The 20,346-nt window shown below is 71.5% G+C and carries 19 protein-coding genes; 2 read left to right on the top strand and 17 right to left on the bottom strand.

Features of this window, described 5'->3' with window-relative positions:
• The first annotated feature begins 2 nt into the window (after window positions 1–2).
• On the top strand, window positions 3–1,463 hold the full coding sequence (locus ACF1BH_RS10005; protein ID WP_391641924.1) for an FAD/NAD(P)-binding protein: 1,461 nt from the start codon (window positions 3–5) through the stop codon (window positions 1,461–1,463).
• Window positions 1,464–1,550: 87 nt separating this feature from the next.
• Here the strand turns inward: ACF1BH_RS10005 and metK are convergent, their stop codons facing one another.
• The 13 genes from metK to pyrR form a co-directional block, all read right to left on the bottom strand.
• Window positions 1,551–2,759 carry a methionine adenosyltransferase gene (gene metK, locus ACF1BH_RS10000; RefSeq protein ID WP_391641923.1) on the bottom strand — a complete coding sequence of 403 codons (1,209 nt, stop codon included), beginning with the start codon at window positions 2,757–2,759 and terminating at the stop codon, window positions 1,551–1,553.
• A gap of 247 nt (window positions 2,760–3,006) precedes the next feature.
• Window positions 3,007–4,248, bottom strand: coding sequence for a bifunctional phosphopantothenoylcysteine decarboxylase/phosphopantothenate--cysteine ligase CoaBC (gene coaBC, locus ACF1BH_RS09995; RefSeq protein WP_391641922.1), 1,242 nt, complete (start codon window positions 4,246–4,248; stop codon window positions 3,007–3,009).
• A gap of 138 nt (window positions 4,249–4,386) precedes the next feature.
• Window positions 4,387–4,659 (bottom strand): DNA-directed RNA polymerase subunit omega, encoded by a 273-nt coding sequence (gene rpoZ / locus ACF1BH_RS09990; RefSeq protein ID WP_005319902.1) that lies wholly within the window; start codon window positions 4,657–4,659, stop codon window positions 4,387–4,389.
• 74 nt (window positions 4,660–4,733) lie between these two features.
• Complete coding sequence (gene gmk, locus ACF1BH_RS09985) at window positions 4,734–5,351, bottom strand: guanylate kinase (RefSeq protein WP_391641921.1); 618 nt, start codon at window positions 5,349–5,351, stop codon at window positions 4,734–4,736.
• Window positions 5,352–5,389: 38 nt separating this feature from the next.
• On the bottom strand, window positions 5,390–5,713 hold the full coding sequence (gene mihF / locus ACF1BH_RS09980; RefSeq protein ID WP_030278594.1) for an integration host factor, actinobacterial type: 324 nt from the start codon (window positions 5,711–5,713) through the stop codon (window positions 5,390–5,392).
• A gap of 198 nt (window positions 5,714–5,911) precedes the next feature.
• Window positions 5,912–6,781 (bottom strand): orotidine-5'-phosphate decarboxylase, encoded by an 870-nt coding sequence (pyrF, locus tag ACF1BH_RS09975; RefSeq protein WP_391641920.1) that lies wholly within the window; start codon window positions 6,779–6,781, stop codon window positions 5,912–5,914.
• Window positions 6,778–7,884: a quinone-dependent dihydroorotate dehydrogenase gene (locus ACF1BH_RS09970; RefSeq protein ID WP_391642199.1), complete on the bottom strand. Its 1,107-nt coding sequence runs from the start codon at window positions 7,882–7,884 to the stop codon at window positions 6,778–6,780. Before ACF1BH_RS09970 ends, pyrF begins: the two co-directional genes overlap by 4 nt.
• An 85-nt stretch (window positions 7,885–7,969) precedes the next feature.
• Complete coding sequence (gene carB, locus ACF1BH_RS09965) at window positions 7,970–11,329, bottom strand: carbamoyl-phosphate synthase large subunit (protein ID WP_391641919.1); 3,360 nt, start codon at window positions 11,327–11,329, stop codon at window positions 7,970–7,972.
• Window positions 11,322–12,461: a glutamine-hydrolyzing carbamoyl-phosphate synthase small subunit gene (carA, locus tag ACF1BH_RS09960; RefSeq protein ID WP_391641918.1), complete on the bottom strand. Its 1,140-nt coding sequence runs from the start codon at window positions 12,459–12,461 to the stop codon at window positions 11,322–11,324. Before carA ends, carB begins: the two co-directional genes overlap by 8 nt.
• Window positions 12,458–13,051 (bottom strand): hypothetical protein, encoded by a 594-nt coding sequence (locus ACF1BH_RS09955; protein ID WP_391641917.1) that lies wholly within the window; start codon window positions 13,049–13,051, stop codon window positions 12,458–12,460. The genes carA and ACF1BH_RS09955 overlap by 4 nt, the downstream gene beginning before the upstream one ends.
• Entirely contained in the window at window positions 13,048–14,334 is a 1,287-nt protein-coding gene (locus ACF1BH_RS09950; RefSeq protein ID WP_391641916.1) for a dihydroorotase, read from the bottom strand. The genes ACF1BH_RS09955 and ACF1BH_RS09950 overlap by 4 nt, the downstream gene beginning before the upstream one ends.
• 2 nt (window positions 14,335–14,336) lie before the next feature.
• Window positions 14,337–15,320 carry an aspartate carbamoyltransferase catalytic subunit gene (locus ACF1BH_RS09945; RefSeq protein ID WP_391641915.1) on the bottom strand — a complete coding sequence of 328 codons (984 nt, stop codon included), beginning with the start codon at window positions 15,318–15,320 and terminating at the stop codon, window positions 14,337–14,339.
• Window positions 15,321–15,418: 98 nt separating this feature from the next.
• Window positions 15,419–16,063, bottom strand: a complete 645-nt coding sequence (pyrR, locus tag ACF1BH_RS09940; RefSeq protein WP_391641914.1) for a bifunctional pyr operon transcriptional regulator/uracil phosphoribosyltransferase PyrR — start codon at window positions 16,061–16,063, stop codon at window positions 15,419–15,421.
• A 226-nt stretch (window positions 16,064–16,289) separates the two neighbouring features.
• On the opposite strand from pyrR, the gene bldD reads away from it, so the two are divergent.
• The gene (gene bldD / locus ACF1BH_RS09935) at window positions 16,290–16,790 is read left to right on the top strand and encodes a transcriptional regulator BldD (protein WP_030278578.1); all 501 of its coding nucleotides are present in this window, start codon (window positions 16,290–16,292) and stop codon (window positions 16,788–16,790) included.
• Between the two features lie 211 nt (window positions 16,791–17,001).
• On the opposite strand, the gene nusB is transcribed toward bldD, so the two are convergent.
• The 4 genes from nusB to ACF1BH_RS09915 all read right to left on the bottom strand — a co-directional run bounded on the left by nusB (window position 17,002) and on the right by ACF1BH_RS09915 (window position 20,253).
• A complete protein-coding gene (gene nusB / locus ACF1BH_RS09930) occupies window positions 17,002–17,436 on the bottom strand; it encodes a transcription antitermination factor NusB (RefSeq protein ID WP_345091798.1) in 435 nt (144 codons plus the stop codon).
• 2 nt (window positions 17,437–17,438) lie between these two features.
• A complete protein-coding gene (gene efp, locus ACF1BH_RS09925) occupies window positions 17,439–18,005 on the bottom strand; it encodes an elongation factor P (protein ID WP_391641913.1) in 567 nt (188 codons plus the stop codon).
• 66 nt (window positions 18,006–18,071) lie between these two features.
• Window positions 18,072–19,178: a M24 family metallopeptidase gene (locus ACF1BH_RS09920; protein ID WP_391641912.1), complete on the bottom strand. Its 1,107-nt coding sequence runs from the start codon at window positions 19,176–19,178 to the stop codon at window positions 18,072–18,074.
• 103 nt (window positions 19,179–19,281) lie between these two features.
• On the bottom strand, window positions 19,282–20,253 hold the full coding sequence (locus ACF1BH_RS09915; protein ID WP_391641911.1) for an AAA family ATPase: 972 nt from the start codon (window positions 20,251–20,253) through the stop codon (window positions 19,282–19,284).
• Window positions 20,254–20,346 lie beyond the last annotated feature (93 nt).

Below are 20,346 nucleotides of genomic sequence, written 5' to 3'. Positions count from 1 at the left end.
TCATGCGCCTGGCGGTCATAGGCGGCGGCGCCGCGGCGGTCAGCCTGCTCGACAGCATGCTGCGCCACGCCGGGAGAGACGCCGCGTTCGACATCACGGTCCACGAAGGGGCACGGCAACTGGCCACCGGCCGCGCCTACCGCCCCGACCTGGACTGCGCACTGGTCAACCGCGAGGCCGGATTCATGTCGGTGCGGTGCGCCGAGCGGGATCACTTCCTGCGCTGGCTGCACCGCCAACCCCGGTACGCGGCAACGCCGTTGGCGACCCTGCCACCCGATGCGTACGTCCCGCGCCGGGTCTACGGCGAGTATCTGGTGGACCACTGGACGGTGTGTCTGGGCGAGGCCCGGCGGCGGGGCTGGACGGTGACGGTGGTGCCGGAGTTCGCCACCGTCGCCAAGGCGTCCGCCACGGAGGTCATGATCCGCGGCGCCGCCTCCCTCACCCACGCCGACCGGGTGGTGCTCTGCCCGGGCAGCGGCCCGCCGGCCGACCCCTACGGGCTGGCCGGCGCCCCCGGCTTCCACCCCGACCCGTATCCGCTCTCCGTGGTGCTGCCCGAGATCGCCGAGGACGCGCACGTCATGGTCCTCGGCACCGGGCTGTCCGGGGTGGACGTCGCGCTGGGGCTGCTGCACCGGGGGCACCGTGGCCGGATCACGATGACCTCACGGCACGGTCTGCTGCCCGGCGTCCGCGCCCGGCACCGCCCGTTCACCCTCACCCATCTGACGCCGGAGGCGATATCCCGCCATCTGGAGCGCTCCGGCTCCCTCGGGCTGCGCGACACCTTCGCGCTGCTGCGGGACGAACTGGCCGCGGCGGGCACGGACCTGGCCGCCGAGACCGCGCCCCGCCCGGCACACGACCGGCTCCGCTCCGAACTGGCCCGGCTGGACGGCAATCCGTACCAGACGATCGCCACCACGGCGCTGCGCGACGTCCGCGAGAGCGTGTGGACGGCGTGGGGCGACCACGAGAAGCGGGTGTTCCTGCGCCGCTTCCACCCGCTCGCCAAACCGCTGTACAACCCGATGCCGCCGCCCACCGGCCGGCGGCTGCTGGCGGCGATGGAGAGCGGCCAGCTGACGGTCCGCCACGGAACGGCCGGGGTGCGCGCGCGGGCGGGCGGCGGCTTCGAGGTGGTGCACGAGGGCCGGGCCGGACGCGCCGACGTCGTGGTGGACGCCACCCGCACCGGGCTCGCCACCACCGGCCCGCGCTCCGCCCCGCTGCTGCGTTCGCTGGCGGAGGCGGGTCTGGTGGTCCGCAATCCGCACGGCGGGCTGCTGATCGACCCGGCGACCAACGCGCTGCGCCCGGCCGCCGGGCAGGCCCCGGGCCGGCTGTACGCGCTGGGCGACCTCACCTCCGGCGACCTCTTCTACGCCGGATCCATGTACATGATCAACGTGCGGGCGGAGCTGATCGCCCGCGAACTGGTCGCCGCCGCCCTCTGAACGGGCGCAGGAACGCCGAACGGCCCCGCACCGGGAGAATCCGGTGCGGGGCCGCTTCGGTGTCCGGGGCGCCCCGGACAGGAGGTCCTAGAGACCCGCCGCCTTGCGGAGCGCGTCGACGCGGTCGGTGCGCTCCCAGGTGAAGTCGGCGTCCGCGCGGCCGAAGTGGCCGTACGCCGCGGTCTCCGCGTAGATCGGGCGGAGCAGGTCGAGGTCGCGGATGATCGCGGCCGGGCGGAGGTCGAAGACCTCGCCGATGGCCTGCTCGATCTTGTCGGTGTCGACGGTGGCGGTGCCGAAGGTCTCGACGAAGAGACCGACCGGCTCGGCCTTGCCGATGGCGTACGCCACCTGGACCTCGCAGCGGGCCGCGAGACCGGCCGCGACGACGTTCTTGGCCACCCAGCGCATCGCGTACGCGGCGGAGCGGTCGACCTTCGACGGGTCCTTGCCGGAGAACGCGCCACCGCCGTGGCGGGCCATGCCGCCGTAGGTGTCGATGATGATCTTGCGGCCGGTCAGACCGGCGTCACCCATCGGGCCGCCGATCTCGAAGCGGCCGGTCGGGTTCACCAGCAGGCGGTAGCCGTCGGTGTCCAGCTTGATGCCGTCCTCGACCAGCTCCTTGAGGACGTGCTCGACGACGAACTCGCGGATGTCGGGTGCGAGCAGCGAGTCGAGGTCGATGTCGCTGGCGTGCTGCGAGGAGACCACGACGGTGTCGAGGCGGACGGCCTTGTGACCGTCGTACTCGATGGTCACCTGGGTCTTCCCGTCGGGGCGCAGGTAGGGGATGGTGCCGTTCTTGCGGACCTCGGACAGGCGGTGGGAGAGCCGGTGCGCGAGGAAGATCGGCAGCGGGAGCAGCTCCGGAGTCTCGTCGCAGGCGAAGCCGAACATCAGGCCCTGGTCGCCCGCGCCCTGCTTGTCCAGCTCGTCCTCATCGCCCTCGACACGGTTCTCGTACGCCGTGTCGACACCCTGCGCGATGTCCGGGGACTGCGCGCCGATGGAGACCGAGACGCCGCAGGAGGCGCCGTCGAAGCCCTTCTTCGACGAGTCGTAGCCGATGTCGAGGATCTTGTTGCGCACAAGGCTGGGGATGTCGGCGTACGCCTTCGTCGTCACCTCGCCGGCCACATGGACCAGGCCGGTGGTGATCAACGTCTCGACGGCGACCCGGGAGGTGGGGTCCTCCTTGAGAAGGGCGTCGAGAATCGTGTCGCTGATCTGGTCAGCGATCTTGTCGGGGTGGCCCTCGGTGACGGACTCCGAGGTGAAGAGGCGGCGGGACACATCGCTCCCTGGGGTTGCAGCGGCTGCTGGCTGATCATTTGGCGGAGGGGCTCGAGAGCTGCGCTCGGCCCGATCCGCTCGCCAGTTTATCGGTCGTGTGCGAGGTTCGGACACTCAGTCTCGATTTGTGGATCCGTCGCGACCTGGCACACCACGGCCCACAGAGGGACGATCAGCCGTACGGCCCCGCTGGTCAAGAGGGCCCGGCGCGGTGGCGCGGGCCCGCGGGGCCGGTGCGGCAGGCGTCTCAGGAGCCGTCGGCGGCGGTCGTGAACCGGCCCGCGACGAGGTCCCACACCGTGTCTGCCAGCGCTTCCTTCGGTCCGTGCGGCACCGGCGTCTCGGAACCGTCCGTGGCGAGGATCACGGCTTCGTTCTCCGCCGACCCGAAGGTCTTGTGCTCCCCCACCTCGTTGACGACCAGCAGGTCACAACCCTTGCGGGCGAGTTTGGTGCGGCCGTTGGCGAGAACGTCGTCGGTCTCGGCGGCGAATCCGACAACGATCTGGCCGGGGTTGGGCCGGTCGGCGGACAGCTCGGCGAGGATGTCCGGATTGCGGACCAGCGTGACCGGTTCCGGCTCCTGCCCGTCCTTCTTCTTGATCTTCCCCGTGGCGTACGCGGCCGGCCGGAAATCGGCCACCGCCGCGGCCATCACCACCGCGTCGGCGTCCCCCGCTGCCGCCAGCACCGCCTCCCGGAGCTGTACGGCGGTGCCGATCCGCACGACGTCCACGCCCGCCGGGTCCGGCAGTTCGGTGTTGCCCGCGACCAGGGTGACCCGCGCACCGCGCGCGGCAGCCGTCGCGGCGAGCGCGTAGCCCTGCCGCCCCGAGGAGCGGTTGCCCAGATAGCGGACCGGGTCCAGCGGCTCGCGGGTGCCGCCCGCGCTGACGACGACATGCCGCCCGGCCAGATCCGCGGTGGCCGCCCGCGGGCCGCGGGCCAGCACCCGGCGGCACAGCTCGAAGATCTGGGCGGGGTCGGGGAAGCGGCCCTTGCCGGTGTCGACACCGGTGAGGCGGCCGACCGCGGGCTCGATGACCAGCGCACCGCGGCGCCGCAGCGTGGCGACGTTCTCCTGGGTCGCGGGGTTCTCCCACATCTCGGTGTGCATCGCGGGCGCGAAGACCACCGGGCAGCGCGCGGTGAGCAGCGTGTTGGTCAGCAGGTCGTCGGCGATGCCGTGGGCCGCCTTGGCCAGCAGGTCGGCGGTGGCGGGCGCGACCACCACGAGATCGGCACCCTGCCCGATACGGACGTGCGGGACCTCGTGGACCGACTCCCACACCTCGGTGGTGGCCGGGTTGCCGGACAGCGCCGACCAGGTGGCCTCGCCGACGAAGTGCAGACTGGCGGCGGTCGGCACGACCCGGACGTCGTGCCCCGACTCGGTCAGCCGCCGCAGCAGCTCACAGGCCTTGTATGCGGCGATGCCGCCGCTGACGCCCAGCACGACCTTGGGCGTCGCACGCTCCTGCTTGTCCATCGCTTCGCTGCTCCCCGAGTCAGTTCCGGATCGCCCCGTGGCGGCGGCCGGACGCCGTCCGCCCGCGGCGGGTGTGCCCCTATGACACACCAAGGGCCCGGCAGTCGCGCTGCCGGGCCCTTCGTGGTGGTGCGGTGCTTACTGCGCGGGGCCCTCGATGGCCTCGGAGGTCAGCAGACCCGCGTTGATCTCGCGGAGCGCGATCGACAGGGGCTTCTCGTGGACGTGGGTGTCGACGAGCGGGCCGACGTACTCGAGCAGGCCCTCGCCGAGCTGCGAGTAGTACGCGTTGATCTGACGCGCACGCTTCGCCGCGTAGATCACGAGGCTGTACTTCGAGTCGGTGGCCTCAAGGAGCTCATCAATCGGCGGGTTGATGATGCCCTCGGGCGCGGTGATGGAAGAGGACACTCTCTGCCTTCCGAAGGGGTGTGAAGCCGGTGGTGAAGCAAAAACTCTGGCGGGGGCCGGGGAGATCCGCGGTGTCAGCCTGCGGTCTTTCCGTCCCCATTACGCCGCAGCATCAAGGCTAGCAGCTCACGACTGACGCCCTCGACGGAGGTGTTGACGAGCGTCACATCGAATTCCTTCTCCGCGGCCAGTTCGATACGCGCGGCCTCCAGCCGGCGCTCGATCACGTCGGGAGCCTCGGTGCCGCGGCCGGTGAGGCGGCGGACCAGCTCGTCCCAGCTCGGCGGGGCGAGAAAGACGAGCTGCGCCTCCGCCATCGATTCGCGCACCTGGCGGGCGCCCTGGAGATCGATTTCCAGCAGGACGGGCTCGCCCGACTCCAGCCGGTCGAGCACCGCGCGGCGCGGGGTGCCATAGCGATTACCCGCGAATTCCGCCCATTCCAGGAGTTCACCGTTGGCGATCATCTTGTCGAATTCCTCGTCGTCGACGAAGAAGTACTGAACGCCGTGCTGTTCTCCGGGGCGGGGCTTACGGGTCGTTGCCGAAACCGAGAGCCAGATCTCGGGATGCACCTTGCGCAGATGGGCGACGACCGTGCTCTTGCCGACCCCCGAGGGGCCGGAGAGCACGGTCAGTCGCGGACGAGCGTCCGGGGGCACGGGGGTCGTCCCCCGGGATGTTGCAGCCATGCAGCGATTATTCCAGCTTCCGGGCTGTGCCGGAAAACTCAGGAAGCCGAGCCGCTGAACTCCCGCTCCAGAGCGGCGATCTGGTTGGAACCCAGACCGCGTACGCGGCGGCTCTCGGAAATACCCAGGCGCTCCATGAGCTGCTTGGCGCGGACCTTGCCCACGCCGGGCAGCGACTCGAGGAGCGCGGAGACCTTCATCTTGCCGATGACCTCGTTGCCCTGGCCCGCCTCGATGACCTCGTGGAGGGTGACGCCGGAGTTTTTGAGCCGATTCTTGACCTCTGCGCGCTCCCGGCGAGCCGCGGCGGCCTTCTCAAGCGCAGCTGCGCGCTGTTCAGGGGTAAGGGGCGGAAGAGCCACGCCTACGTCACCTCGGATGTAGAACTGTCGGATACGGACCGGTGTGGAACCTAGTCGCCCCGCACGGGCGGAGCAACGAGCAACGCTCTTACGTGCGGTGCTCTCGTCGGAGACTAGCGGCCGACAGCGCTTGAGTCAGCGAGAACAGACGAAAAGTCCTGGTCAGACTCTGCTGACCAGGACAAATCGGGACTAAACCTACTGCTGGGCCTCCTGCTGATCGATTGCTGCCCGCACCTCGTCGGCGCACCGGGCCGCCGCATCCCGCAGCGCGCCGGTGTCCGGACCGTGCCGCAGGACCCCCCGGCTGACGCTCGGCAGCACGTTGCGGACCGCGTCCCCGAAGACGGTGGGCAGGTCGGCGGGGGTCGCCCCCTGGGCGCCGATGCCGGGCGCCAGCAGCGGACCGTTGATCGCCAGATCGAAGGCGGAGAGATCGCCGAGCGTCGCGCCGACCACCGCGCCGTACGAGCCCAGGCCCTCGGCCGTGGCGTTCTCCTCGGCGAGATGGCCCAGCACGGTGGCCGCGACGCTCCGGCCGTCCTCGCGCACCGCCCGCTGGAACTCCGCCCCCTCCGGGTTGGAGGTCAGCGCGAGCGCGAAGACGCCGCAGCCGTGGGTGGCGGCCAGGTCCAGGGCCGGGCGCAGCGAGCCGTAGCCGAGGTACGGGCTGACCGTGACCGCGTCCGAGAAGAGCGGCGAGGCCGGGTCGAGGTAGGTGGCGGCGTAGGCGGCCATGGTGGAACCGATGTCGCCGCGCTTGGCGTCCATCAGGACGAGCGCACCGCGCTCGCGCGCCTCGGTGACGGCGGTCTCCAGGACGGCGAGGCCGCGGGAGCCGAAGCGCTCGAAGAACGCGGACTGCGGCTTGAGGACCGCGACGCGGTCGCCGAGCGCCTCGACGACGGTACGGGTGAAGCGGGCGAGACCGGCGACGTCGTCGTTGAGTCCCCAGTCGGCGAGGAGGGAGGCGTGCGGGTCGATCCCGACGCAGAGCGGGCCGCGCTCGTCCATGGCGCGGCGCAGGCGCGCGCCGAAGGGTGCCGGGGTGGTGTCCTGGATCGTCATGCGGTCACCTGCTCGTGCTCGGCGCCGACCGCGTCGGCGAGGGTGGCGTAGGGGCTGTTGCGCAGCCGGGCGGCGAGCCCCTTGTGGAGCGCGCGGCACCAGAAGGGCCCCTCGTAGATGAAGGCGCTGTAGCCCTGGATCAGGGTGGCGCCGGCGAGGATGCGCTGCCAGGCGTCCTCGGCGGTGGTGATGCCGCCGACGCCGACGAGGGTGACGCGGTCGCCGACGCGCGCGTAGAGGCGGCGCAGCACCTCCAGGGAGCGGTCCTTGACGGGCGCGCCGGAGAGGCCGCCGGCCTCGTTGACCAGCGCCGGGTCGGACTTCAGGGCCGGGTCACGGGCGATGGTGGTGTTGGTGGCGATGATGCCGTCCAGGCCCAGTTCGAGGGCGAGGTCGGCGACGGCGTCGATGTCCGCGTCGGCGAGGTCCGGGGCGATCTTGACCAGCAGCGGGACACGGCGGTCGGTGACCGTACGGTCGGCGGCCTCGCGGACGGCGGTCAGCAGCGGGCGGAGGTGGTCGACCGCCTGGAGGTTCCGCAGCCCCGGGGTGTTCGGGGACGAGACGTTGACGACGAGGTAGTCGGCGTGGGCGGCGAGGCGCTCGGTGGAGGTGACGTAGTCGCCGACCGCCTCCTCCTCGGGGACCACCTTGGTCTTGCCGATGTTGACGCCGAGGGTGGTCGGGAAGACCGGGGTGCGGGCGGCGAGGCGGTCCGCGACGGCGGCCGAACCGTCGTTGTTGAAGCCCATGCGGTTGATCAGCGCGCGGTCCGGGACGAGCCGGAAGAGGCGCTTCTTCGGGTTGCCGGGCTGCGGCCGGGCGGTGACGGTGCCGATCTCTACGTGGTCGAAGCCGAGCATCGCCATGCCGTCGATGGCGGTGGCATTCTTGTCGAATCCGGCGGCGAGGCCGAACGGGCCGTGCATCCGGCGGCCGAGCGCCTCGGTGCGCAGCTCCTTGTAACGGGGCGCGAGCGCCGCCGCGACGAAGGTCCGCAGGACGGGCGTGCGGGCGGCGGCCCGGATCCAGCCGAAGGCCAGGTGGTGGGCCTTCTCGGGGTCCATGCGCTTGAAGATCAGGTGGAAGAACGTGCGGTACATGGTGGTGTCCTCGTGGGGCTCCGGAGCGGCGGTGCTCATGACGAGGGGGACACCGGTGTGCGGTGTCCCCCTCGTGGGCCTGGCGTCAGTCGCGGGCGGCGGTCAGGTGCTCCGCGTGCTCCTGGAGGGAGCGGACCCCGACGTCACCGCGGGACATCGCCTCGATGCCCTGGACGGCGGCGGCGAGCGCCTGGACGGTGGTCAGGCAGGGCACGCCCCGGGAGACCGCAGCGGTGCGGATGTCGTAGCCGTCGAGGCGGCCACCGGTCCCGTAGGGGGTGTTGACGATGAGGTCGACGTCGCCGTCGTGGATCAGCTGGACGATCGTCTTCTCACCGTTCGGGCCCTCGCCCTCGGAGTGCTTGCGGACCACGGTGGCGCTGATGCCGTTGCGGCGCAGCACCTCGGCGGTGCCGGAGGTGGCGAGCAGTTCGAAGCCGTGGGCGACGAGCTCCCGGGCGGGGAAGATCATCGACCGCTTGTCGCGGTTGGCGACGGAGACGAACGCCCGGCCCTTGGTGGGCAGCGCGCCGTACGCACCCGACTGCGACTTGGCGTAGGCGGTACCGAAGACCGAGTCGATGCCCATGACCTCGCCGGTGGAGCGCATCTCCGGGCCGAGGACGGTGTCCACGCCGCGCCCGGAGGCGTCCCGGAAGCGGGACCAGGGCATGACGGCTTCCTTGACGGAGATCGGCGAGTCGAGCGGCAGCGTGCCGCCGTCGCCGGTCTTCGGCAGCATGCCCTCGGCCCGCAGCTCGGCGACGGTGGCGCCGAGGGAGATCCGGGCGGCGGCCTTCGCCAGCGGCACCGCGGTCGCCTTCGAGGTGAAGGGCACGGTGCGCGAGGCGCGGGGGTTGGCCTCCAGGACGTAGAGGATGTCGCCGGCCATCGCGAACTGGATGTTGATCAGTCCGCGGACCCCGACGCCCTTGGCGATGGCCTCGGTGGAGGCACGCAGCCGCTTGATGTCGTGGCCGCCGAGGGTGATGGGCGGCAGGGCACACGCCGAGTCGCCGGAGTGGATACCGGCCTCCTCGATGTGCTCCATGACGCCGCCGAGGTACAGCTCGGTGCCGTCGTAGAGGGCGTCGACGTCGATCTCGATGGCGTCGTCCAGGAACCGGTCGATGAGGACCGGGTGCTGGTCGATGAGACCGGCGTGGCGGGTGAGGTACTCGCCCAGCGACGGCTCGTCGTAGACGATCTCCATGCCGCGGCCGCCCAGCACGTAGGACGGGCGGACCATGACCGGGTAGCCGATCTCCGCGGCGATGGTCCTCGCCTCGTCGAAGGAGAAGGCGGTGCCGTACTTGGGGGCGGGCAGCCCCGCCTCGGAGAGGACCCGGCCGAACGCGCCGCGCTCCTCCGCGAGGTCGATGGCCTCCGGGGAGGTGCCGACGATCGGCACGCCGTTGTCCTTGAGCGCCTGGGCCAGCCCCAGCGGCGTCTGGCCGCCGAGCTGGACGACGACGCCGGCGACCGGTCCGGCCTGCTGCTCGGCGTGGACGATCTCCAGCACGTCCTCCAGGGTGAGCGGCTCGAAGTAGAGCCGGTCGGAGGTGTCGTAGTCGGTGGAGACGGTCTCCGGGTTGCAGTTGACCATCACGGTCTCGTAGCCCGCGTCGCTGAGCGCGAAGGAGGCGTGGACGCAGGAGTAGTCGAACTCGATGCCCTGGCCGATGCGGTTCGGGCCGGATCCCAGGATGATCACCGCGGGCTTCTCGCGCGGGGCGACCTCGCTCTCCTCGTCGTAGGAGGAGTAGAAGTACGGGGTCTTCGCGGCGAACTCCGCGGCGCAGGTGTCGACCGTCTTGTAGACCGGGCGGATGCCGAGGGCGTGGCGGACCTCGCGGACGACGTCCTCACGCAGGTCGCGGATGCCGGCGATCTGGGCGTCGGAGAAGCCGTGCCGCTTGGCCTCGGCGAGCGTCCCGGCGTCCAGCTGGTCGGCGGCGGCGATCTCGTCGGCGACCTCCTTGAGGAGGAAGAGCTGGTCGACGAACCACGGGTCGATCTTGGTGGCGTCGAAGACCTCCTCGGGCGTGGCGCCCGCGCGGATCGCCTGCATGACGGTGTTGATCCGGCCGTCGGTCGGGACCTGGGCCTTCGTCAGCAGCTCGGCCTTGCCCGCCCGTCGCCCGCCACCGCCCTCAGCGGAGGCGCCGAGCGCCACACCTTCTCCCGGCTCACCGGTGAAGGTGAACTGGCTGCCCTTCTTCTCCAGCGAGCGCAGCGCCTTCTGCAGCGCCTCGGTGAAGTTGCGGCCCAGCGCCATCGCCTCGCCCACCGACTTCATGGTGGTGGTGAGGGTGGCGTCCGCGGCGGGGAACTTCTCGAACGCGAAGCGGGGGACCTTGACGACGACGTAGTCGAGCGTGGGCTCGAAGGACGCCGGGGTCTCCTCGGTGATGTCGTTGGGGATCTCGTCGAGCGTGTAGCCGACGGCGAGGCGCGCGGCGATCTTCGCGATCGGGAAGCCGGTGGCCTTGGAGGCGAGCGCCGAGGAGCGCGAGACGCGCGGGTTCATCTCGATGACGATGACCCGGCCGTCCTCGGGGTTGACCGCGAACTGGATGTTGCAGCCGCCGGTGTCCACCCCGACCTCGCGGATCACGGCGATGCCGATGTCGCGCAGGATCTGGTACTCGCGGTCGGTCAGCGTCATCGCCGGGGCGACGGTGATCGAGTCGCCGGTGTGCACGCCCATCGGGTCGAAGTTCTCGATGGAGCAGACGACCACGACGTTGTCGTTCTTGTCGCGCATCAGCTCCAGCTCGTACTCCTTCCAGCCGAGGATGGACTCCTCCAGGAGCACCTCGGTGGTCGGGGAGAGCGTCAGGCCCTGGCCGGCGATGCGGCGCAGCTCCTCCTCGTTGTGGGCGAAGCCGGAGCCGGCGCCGCCCATGGTGAAGGAGGGGCGGACGACGACGGGGTAGCCGCCCAGCTCGTCGACGCCCTTGAGGACGTCGTCCATCGAGTGGCAGATGTACGAGCGCGCGGACTCGCCGTGGCCGATCTTCTTGCGGACCTCCTCCACGACCTCCTTGAAGAGGTCGCGGTCCTCGCCCTTGTTGATCGCCTCGACGTTGGCGCCGATCAGCTCGACGTTGTACTTCTCCAGCGTGCCGGCCTCGTGGAGGGAGATCGCGGTGTTGAGCGCCGTCTGGCCGCCGAGCGTCGGCAGCAGGGCGTCCGGGCGCTCCTTCGCGATGATCTTCTCGACGAACTCCGGGGTGATCGGCTCGACGTAGGTGGCGTCGGCGATCTCCGGGTCCGTCATGATCGTGGCGGGGTTGGAGTTGACGAGGATGACGCGCAGGCCCTCGGACTTGAGGACCCGGCACGCCTGGGTGCCGGAGTAGTCGAACTCGGCTGCCTGACCGATCACGATCGGGCCGGAGCCGATGACCAGGACGGACTGGATATCGGTGCGCTTAGGCACGCTGGCCCTCCATGAGCGTAACGAAGCGGTCGAACAGGTACGCCGCGTCGTGCGGGCCCGCGGCGGCTTCGGGGTGGTACTGGACGGAGAACGCCGGCTGGTCGAGGAGGTGCAGGCCCTCCACGACGTTGTCGTTCAGGCAGACGTGGGTGACCTCGGCGCGGCCGTAGGGCGTGTCGGAGACCTTGTCGAGCGGCGCGTCGACGGCGAAGCCGTGGTTGTGCGCGGTGACCTCGACCTTGCCCGTCGTACGGTCCTGGACGGGCTGGTTGATGCCGCGGTGGCCGTACTTCAGCTTGAAGGTGCCGAAGCCGAGGGCGCGGCCGAGGATCTGGTTGCCGAAGCAGATGCCGAACAGCGGCGTCTTCCGCTTCAGGACCTCCCGCATGACGGCGACGGGACCGTCGGCGGTGGCCGGGTCGCCCGGGCCGTTGGAGAAGAAGACCCCGTCGGGGGCGACCGCGTAGACGTCCTCGGCGGTGGCGGTGGCGGGCAGGACGTGCACCTCGATGCCGCGCTCGGCCATCCGCTGCGGGGTCATGCCCTTGATGCCGAGGTCGACGGCGGCGACCGTGAAGCGCTTCTCGCCGACCGCGGGGACGACGTACGCCTCCTTGGTGGCGACCTGGGCGCTGAGGTCGGCGCCGGCCATCTCGGGCGCCTGGCGGACCTTGGCGAGCATGGTGCCCTCGTCGGGCAGCGCGTCGCCGGAGAAGATGCCGACCCGCATCGCGCCACGTTCGCGCAGGTGGCGGGTGAGGGCGCGGGTGTCGATACCGCTGATGCCGACGACGCCCTGGGCGACGAGCTGCTCGTCCAGGGAGCGCTTGGCGCGCCAGTTGGACGGCACCCGGGCGGGGTCGCGGACGACGTAGCCCGCCACCCAGATGCGCTGCGACTCGTCGTCCTCGTCGTTGACGCCGGTGTTGCCGACGTGCGGGGCGGTCATGACGACGACCTGGCGGTGGTACGAGGGGTCGGTCAGCGTCTCCTGGTAGCCGGTCATGCCGGTGGAGAACACCGCTTCGCCGAAGGTCTCCCCCACGGCCCCGTAGGCGCGACCGCGGAAGCTGCGGCCGTCCTCCAGGACGAGTACGGCGGGGATTTTGGTCCCCCTGGTGGAGGTCGTCATCGTGCGCCTTCCGTTCCGTTGTGCTCGGTGGTGCTGGTGGTGTGGTGGGGGCTGAGGCGGTTGATCGCCTCTACCCAGGCGGGGTGGTCGGCGGCCCGGTCGGAGCGGAAACCGGAATCGATCTCCGTACCGCCGTGCGTCCAGGTGACGATCAGCAGACCGCCCTCGGGGAGGACCTTCCCGGCGATGCCCTTGTCGAGGCGGGCGCCGCGCAGGGCGTCCGCCGGGACGAAGAAGTCGGCGGCGCCGGGGCGGACGACGTCCAGGCCCTGCTCGGTCAGGGTCAGCTCGACGCGGCTGCGGGTGCCGAGGCCCTGGGCGACGATCCGGTCGAGCCACTGCCCCGCGGTGGTCGAGCCGTGGTAGCGGCCGGACGCCGTCAGCAGGGCCTCGCCCGGCTCATCGGGGCTGGTGGGAAGCGCGGGCAGGCCGTTCTGGAGCGTGCCGCGCCACTTCCAGCCCTGGCGCATCAGCCAGTAGACGAGCGCGATGAACAGCAGGAGTCCGACGACCCAGCCGATCCGCGCGGCCCAGTCGGTGACCTCGGCGGACTTCTGTGCCGCTGCGGAGGTGAGGAGGTGAGGAGTCACGCCAGCTTCCCGTCGACGACCGTTGCCCGGCCCCGCAGGAAGGTGTGGGTGACGCGACCCGGCAGCTCGCGGCCCTCGTAGGGGGTGTTGCGGCTGCGGGAGGCGAAGCCCGCGGGGTCCACGACTCCACGGTAAGCGGAATCGTGCAGCGTGAGGTTGGCAGGCTCACCGACCGAGACGGGGCGACCGTGTCCGGTCAGGCGGCCGATGTGCGCCGGGCGGAACGACATCCGGTCGGCGACGCCCGCCCAGTCCAGCAGTCCGCTGTCGACCATCGTCTGCTGGACGACGGAGAGCGCGGTCTCCAGGCCGACCATGCCCATGGCGGCCGCGCCCCACTCGCAGTCCTTGTCCTCGTGCGGGTGCGGGGCGTGGTCGGTGGCGACGCAGTCGATGGTGCCGTCGGCCAGCGCCTCGCGCAGCGCCAGCACATCGGCCTCGGTGCGCAGCGGCGGGTTGACCTTGTAGACCGGGTTGTAGCTGCGGACCAGCTCGTCGGTGAGGAGGAGGTGGTGCGGGGTGACCTCGGCGGTGACGTTCCAGCCCTTGGACTTGGCCCAGCGGACGATCTCGACGCTGCCGGCGGTGGAGAGGTGGCAGATGTGGACGCGGGAGCCGACGTGTGCGGCGAGCAGCACATCGCGGGCGATGATCGACTCCTCGGCGACGGCCGGCCAGCCGCCCAGGCCCAGCTCCGCGGAGACCAGGCCCTCGTTCATCTGGGCGCCCTCGGTGAGCCGCGGCTCCTGGGCGTGCTGGGCGACGACGCCGTCGAACGCCTTCACGTACTCCAGGGCGCGGCGCATGATGACCGCGTCGTCGACGCACTTGCCGTCGTCGGAGAAGACCCGCACCCCGGCGCGGGACTCGTGCATCGCGCCCAGCTCGGCGAGCTTCTTGCCCTCCAGGCCGACGGTGACGGCGCCGATCGGCTGGACGTCGCAGTAGCCGGACTCCTGGCCCAGGCGCCAGACCTGCTCGACGACGCCCGCGGTGTCCGCGACGGGGAAGGTGTTCGCCATGGCGTGGACGGCGGTGAAGCCACCGGCCGCGGCCGCCTTGGTGCCGGTCAGCACGGTCTCGGAGTCCTCGCGGCCCGGCTCGCGCAGATGGGTGTGGAGGTCGACGAGGCCCGGCAGCAGGATCTGGCCGTCGGCCTCGACGACGCGGGCGCCCTCGGCGCTCAGGTCCGTGCCGATCGCGGCGATGGTCTCACCGTCGATCAGCACGTCCTGCGGCTCGCCACCGAGGATCTTCGCCCCGCGGATCAGGGTCTTGCTCATGGTTACTTGCTCTCCTCGGTGCGGGCGGTGGTGGTGAGGGCGGGTTCGTTGCCGCCCAGGAGCAGGTAGAGGACGGCCATCCGGATGCTGACACCGTTGGTGACCTGTTCCACGGCGGTGCAGCGCGGCGAGTCGGCGACCTCGGCGGTGATCTCCATGCCGCGGTTCATCGGGCCGGGGTGCATCACGATCGCGTCCTCGGGCATCCGGGCCATGCGCTCGCCGTCCAGCCCGTAGCGGCGGGCGTACTCGCGCTCGGTCGGGAAGAAGGCGGCGTTCATCCGCTCGCGCTGCACCCGGAGCATCATCACGGCGTCGGAGGCGGCGAGGACCGCGTCGAGGTCGTACGAGACCTCGCAGGGCCAGTTCTCCACGCCGATCGGCACCAGCGTGGGCGGCGCGACGAGGGTGACCTCGGCGCCGAGCGTGGTGAGCAGATGGACGTTGGAGCGGGCGACGCGGCTGTGCAGGATGTCGCCGACGACCGTGATGCGGCGACCGGAGAGGTCCTTGCCGAGCCCGGCGTCCGCGCCGACCAGGCGGCGGCGCATGGTGAAGGCGTCCAGCAGCGCCTGGGTGGGGTGCTCGTGGGTGCCGTCACCGGCGTTGACGACGGAGCCGCCGATCCAGCCGGAGGTGGCCAGGCGGTGCGGGGCGCCGGAGTCGTGGTGGCGGATGACGACGGCGTCGGCGCCCATCGCCTCCAGGGTGAGGGCGGTGTCCTTGAGGGATTCGCCCTTGGAGACCGACGAGCCCTTGGCGGAGAAGTTGATGACGTCCGCGGAGAGGCGCTTGGCGGCGGCCTCGAAGGAGATCCGCGTCCGGGTCGAGTCCTCGAAGAAGAGGTTGACGACGGTGCGCCCGCGCAGGGTGGGAAGTTTTTTGATCGGCCGGTCGGCGACCCGGGCCATCTCCTCGGCGGTGTCGAGGATCAGGACGGCGTCGTCGCGCGTGAGGTCGGCGGCCGAGATGAGGTGACGCTTCATCCGGTTTCTCCGTGGGTGGGAAAGGCGTACGGGTATGTCCGTCGGGAGGGCAGGCAGCGGTACGGCCCCGGGCATGCCGGGTCCGTGGGGCGGCTGCGCTAGCGCTCGCCGGTCCGGGTGGGCCGCTCGGTCGCCGCGGCGTCGTCGGCGGAGCGCGTGCCGAGCAGCACGACATCGCGGCCGTCCTCCTCGGCGAGCTGGACCTTGACGGTCTCCCGCAGCGACGTGGGGAGGTTCTTGCCGACGTAGTCGGCGCGGATCGGCAGCTCGCGGTGGCCGCGGTCGACGAGAACGGCGAGCTGGACGGCGCGGGGCCGGCCGATGTCGTTCAGGGCGTCCAGCGCGGCGCGGATGGTGCGGCCGGAGAAGAGCACGTCGTCGACGAGGAGGACGACGCGGCCCTCGATGCCGTCACCGGGGATCTCGGTGCGGGCGAGCGCACGGGCGGGGCCCAGGCGCAGGTCGTCGCGGTACATGGTGATGTCGAGCGAGCCGACCGGGATGGCGCGGCCGGTGATCTCCGCCAGCTTGGCGGCGAGCCGCCGGGCGAGGAAGACACCGCGGGTCGGGATGCCCAGGAGCACCACGTCGTCGGCGCCCTTGGCGCGCTCGACGATCTCGTGGGCGATGCGGGTCAGCATCCGCGCGATGTCCGGGCCTTCGAGCACCGGGCGCGCGGGCACCTGCGGAGAGACGTCGGATGCGTGATCGGATACGCGTACGTCGGAACTGCTTGCGTCCATGCGAAACGGACCTCCTTCTCCGCCTCACGGGACGGACCTTAAAGGACGTCGGGTGTACCGCCGTACAGGCTAGCAGGGCCGCCGGGGAACCCCCGGGCGGCCCCCGGAGGCCCCTGCGGACTTCCCCGGCTTGACGAACGAGGATTACGCTGCGTAACCTCACAGTGAGTTACCAGCCGCGCGGCGGTGCCGCATATCGATTCGATTCAGGTGTCTGGGGAGCTTTATGTCCAGCGAATACGCCAAACAGCTCGGGGCCAAGCTCCGCGCCATCCGCACCCAGCAGGGCCTCTCGCTCCACGGTGTCGAGGAGAAGTCGCAGGGCCGCTGGAAGGCCGTGGTCGTCGGCTCGTACGAGCGCGGTGACCGCGCCGTGACGGTGCAGCGCCTCGCCGAGCTGGCGGACTTCTACGGCGTGCCGGTGCAGGAGCTGCTGCCCGGCACCACCCCCGGCGGCGCCGCCGAGCCCCCGCCGAAGCTGGTGCTGGACCTGGAGCGCCTCGCCCACGTCCCGCAGGAGAAGGCCGGCCCGCTGCAGCGCTACGCCGCCACGATCCAGAGCCAGCGCGGCGACTACAACGGCAAGGTCCTCTCGATCCGCCAGGACGACCTGCGCACCCTCGCGGTGATCTACGACCAGTCCCCCTCGGTGCTGACCGAGCAGCTGATCAGCTGGGGTGTGCTGGACGCCGACGCGCGCCGCGCGGTCGCCCACGACGACCTCTGAGCCGTCCCGCAGCAGTCCACCGACGAACCGCCGTCCCGGAGCACCGGGGCGGCGGTTCGCGTTTTCCCGGCCCCCGGACGGCCCGTACGGCGGCCGGGACCGGGGCTCGCGCACGAGAGGGCCGGGGACGCGCGAAGGGCCCGGAGCGCCTGTGCTGTGCGCTCCGGGCCCTTTCACGGGCGCCACCGGGGTGAAGCCCCGGGTTCTGCTGTTATCGCGTCTCGCGCCGCAGGCTGGGCTTCAGGTCCTTCAGCCGGCCCAGCAGACCGTTGACGAAGGCCGGGGAGTCGTCCGTGGAGAACTCCTTGGCCAGCTGCACCGCCTCGTCGATGACCACCGCGTCGGGCGTCGCGTCCACCCAGATCAGCTCGTACGAGGCGAGCCGGAGGATGTTGCGGTCGACGACCGGCATCCGGTCCAGCGGCCAGTCGACGGAGTAGGTGTCGAGCAGTTCGTCGATGCGGGCGATGTGGTCCGCATACCCCTCGACAAGCTCCAGGGTGAACTCGTTGACCGGCGGCTGCCGCGGGTCGGTCCGGGCGTGCCGCATCCAGTCCGCGAGCACGGACTGCACGTCGGCCCCGCGCTGATCGGCCTCGAAGAGGATCTGGAAGGCGCGCTTACGGGCCTTGTTACGAGCGGCCACGGTTAGCTGTTCACCCGGCCGAGGTACTCACCGGTGCGGGTGTCGACCTTGATCTTCTCGCCCTCGGTGATGAAGAGCGGCACCTGGATCTCGTAGTCGGTCTCCAGGGTGGCGGGCTTGGAGCCGCCGGTGGAGCGGTCGCCCTGGACGCCCGGCTCGGTGTGCTTGATGGTCAGCTCGACGGCGGCCGGCAGCTCGACGTAGAGCACCTCACCCTCGTGCTGCGCCACCACGGCCTCGAAGCCCTCGAGGAGGAAGTTCGCGGCGTCACCGACGGCCTTGCGGTCGACCATGAGCTGGTCGTAGGTGTCCATGTCCATGAAGACGAAGTACTCGCCGTCCATGTACGAGAACTGCATGCCGCGCTTGTCGACGGTGGCCGTCTCGACCTTGACGCCGGCGTTGAAGGTCTTGTCCACGACCTTGCCGGAGAGCACGTTCTTGAGCTTGGTGCGGACGAAGGCCGGGCCCTTACCGGGCTTGACGTGCTGGAACTCGACGACGGACCAGAGCTGGCCGCCTTCGAGCTTGAGCACCATGCCGTTCTTGAGGTCGTTCGTGGAAGCCACGGTTGCGGAATCTCCTGGACTGCAGGTGGTGGGTACCGAGAAACCGCCCGCAGCGAGCCCGGTGGCTCACAGGGCGAGCAGCTCCTTGGTAGTGATCGTGAGTAGCTCGGGTCCGCCGTCCGCCTCGGGGCGGACGACGAGGGTGTCGTCGATCCGGACACCCCCACGGCCCGGGATGTGGACCCCTGGCTCGACGGTGACCGGCACGCAAGCGTCCAGTTTACCCATGGCCGCAGGTGACAACTGAGGGTCCTCATCGATTTCGAGCCCCACGCCGTGTCCGGTCCACGGTCCCAGCCGCTCCCCGTGCCCTGCGGATTCCAGCAGATGGCGGGTCACCCGGTCCACTTCACGGCACTCCACACCCGGCGCCAGCGCCTCCCGGCCGGCCCGCTGGGCTGCGAAAACAAGGTCGTACAGCTCGATCTGCCAGTCCGCGGGTGTGGTGCCGATGACGAAGGTCCGGCCGATCTCGCAGCGGTAGCCGCGGTAGTTCGCACCGAGACCGACGCTGAGGAAGTCGCCCTCCTCGACCCGGCGGTCGGTGGGCAGATGCCCCGGACGGCCCGAGTGCGGACCGGTCGCCACCGAGGTCGCGAACGCCGGGCCGTCCGCGCCGTGGTCGACGAGACGGCGCTCCAGCTCCAGGGCGAGATGCCGCTCGGTGCGGCCGACCAGGATCGACTCCAGGAGTTCGCCGAGGGCCTGATCGGTGATCTCCGCGGCGATGCGCAGACAGGAGATCTCGTCGTCGTCCTTGATCAGCCGCTGCGCCTCGACGGCGCAGGCCACATCGGCCAGGCGCAGCCGCGGGGCGGTGCGGCCGAGCGCCCGGTGCCGGGCGACGGTCAGATGGTGTTCCTCGACGGCGAGGGTGGTGGCCCCGGCCCTCACCGCGAGATCGGCGCCGGCCACCACGGGATCGCCGTCGCGGGCGGGCAGCACCGTGACGCGGATGTCCTCGGCGGGGCGCCCCTCGGACGGGTCGCCGGTCAGCGGGGCGCCGCAGAGCAGCACATCCGCGGCCGGCCCCAGGAGAAGTGCGGCGCCGGAGGGCGCACAACCGGTGAGATAGCGGACGTTGGCGGGGCGCGAGATCAGGGCGGCGGTGCTCCCGGTCGCCGCGCAGCGATCCCGCAGCCGCGCGCGCCGGGCCGCGTACAGCTCGGACATATCCCGAGCTTACGGGCGAATCACCGCACGGGCCGGTCGGGAGCCGCCGGGCGGGGTACCCGGCCCGGACCGGCCGCCTCCGCCCACCGGCACCGCCGGACGGTCACCAGCTGGGCGGCGAGGCGAGGCTGCGGGCGAGGACGTCGTCGAGCAACCGCGCGGTGGTCGCGACGTCGTGCTGGGAGTTGTCGATGATCGGCAGGCCGGAGCCGTACCAGCCCGCCATCCGGCCGTGTATCCGGGCCACTTCCTCGTCGGAGAGGCGGCGGTTGCCGGTGCGGCGGGCGTTGCGCTCCAGGACGATCTCCAGGCCGGGCAGCAGCACGATCGGCAGCAGCCCCGGGCCGACATGGCGCTTCCAGCCGCCGAGACCGACGACCGGGCGGTCGGGGAAGACGGCGTCGTCGAGGATGCAGGAGATGCCGTTGGCGAGGAAGTTACGGGCGGCGAAGCCGCAGGTGCGGCGGGCGAGGCGGTACTGCGCCTCGGAGTGGTCGTTCCACCCCTGCTGCGGATCGGCGAAGCCGGCGCGCACCCATTCGCGGACGTCGTCGAGGCTGATGTGCGCGGTCGGCACCCGGCGGCAGTCGGCCCAGTGGCGGGCCACGCTCGTCTTGCCCGCCCCGGCCGGGCCTATGAGCAGGACGGCGACGGCGGTGTGCGCGGCGTCGGGGGCGGCGGTGCCGGCCGGGGGGCTGGGCAGCGCGACGGGGGCGCCGGGCGGCAGCTGGATGTGGCCGGTGGACCCGGCGGTGCCCGTGGTGTCGGCGCCGGGCGGTGCGGAGTGCGGCGGCGGGGCGCTCCAGCCCGGCTGCGCGGCGGCAGGCTGCCCGTTCCCCGCGGGCGCGGCGGCCGGGTGTCCGGTGCCGGGCGGCGCGGCGGCCGGCCCGCCTCCTCCCGGGTGCCCGGCCCCCGGAGGTACGGCGCCGGGATGCGGGCCGCCGGGCGGCGCGGACGGGGACGGCGGCGGGCCCGGCGGGACGGGGTGACCGGGGCCGGGGGTCCAGCTCGGGGTCGCGCCCTGCTCCTGCGTCTGGTGACGGGGCGGCAGCGGAGCCCCCACTGCGTACTGCATCCGGTGGTCTCCGTCTCGTGGGATCGACTGGGTGCGGTGCGCGGATGCCGGGCGGCCGTCCGGCACACCGGGCGCCCGCCGGGCGGGCCGGTG

This window comes from Streptomyces sp. NPDC014733 (assembly GCF_043083385.1).
Taxonomy (GTDB): Bacteria; Actinomycetota; Actinomycetes; order Streptomycetales; family Streptomycetaceae; genus Streptomyces.
This window is presented reverse-complemented; position numbering and strand designations above follow the sequence as displayed.

Excerpts from the sequence above, each read along its gene's own strand:
- bldD (WP_030278578.1), top strand. The coding sequence starts at position 16,290 with ATGTCCAGCGAATACGCCAAACAGCTCGGGGCCAAGCTCCGCGCCATC.
- coaBC (WP_391641922.1), bottom strand. The coding sequence starts at position 4,248 with ATGGACAAGCAGGAGCGTGCGACGCCCAAGGTCGTGCTGGGCGTCAGC.
- pyrF (WP_391641920.1), bottom strand. The coding sequence starts at position 6,781 with ATGACGATCCAGGACACCACCCCGGCACCCTTCGGCGCGCGCCTGCGC.
- ACF1BH_RS09945 (WP_391641915.1), bottom strand. The coding sequence starts at position 15,320 with ATGAAGCGTCACCTCATCTCGGCCGCCGACCTCACGCGCGACGACGCC.
- ACF1BH_RS09950 (WP_391641916.1), bottom strand. The coding sequence starts at position 14,334 with ATGAGCAAGACCCTGATCCGCGGGGCGAAGATCCTCGGTGGCGAGCCG.
- ACF1BH_RS09915 (WP_391641911.1), bottom strand. The coding sequence starts at position 20,253 with ATGCAGTACGCAGTGGGGGCTCCGCTGCCGCCCCGTCACCAGACGCAG.
- pyrR (WP_391641914.1), bottom strand. The coding sequence starts at position 16,063 with ATGGACGCAAGCAGTTCCGACGTACGCGTATCCGATCACGCATCCGAC.
- ACF1BH_RS10005 (WP_391641924.1), top strand. The coding sequence starts at position 3 with ATGCGCCTGGCGGTCATAGGCGGCGGCGCCGCGGCGGTCAGCCTGCTC.
- carA (WP_391641918.1), bottom strand. The coding sequence starts at position 12,461 with ATGACGACCTCCACCAGGGGGACCAAAATCCCCGCCGTACTCGTCCTG.
- ACF1BH_RS09920 (WP_391641912.1), bottom strand. The coding sequence starts at position 19,178 with ATGTCCGAGCTGTACGCGGCCCGGCGCGCGCGGCTGCGGGATCGCTGC.
- gmk (WP_391641921.1), bottom strand. The coding sequence starts at position 5,351 with ATGGCTGCAACATCCCGGGGGACGACCCCCGTGCCCCCGGACGCTCGT.
- ACF1BH_RS09970 (WP_391642199.1), bottom strand. The coding sequence starts at position 7,884 with ATGTACCGCACGTTCTTCCACCTGATCTTCAAGCGCATGGACCCCGAG.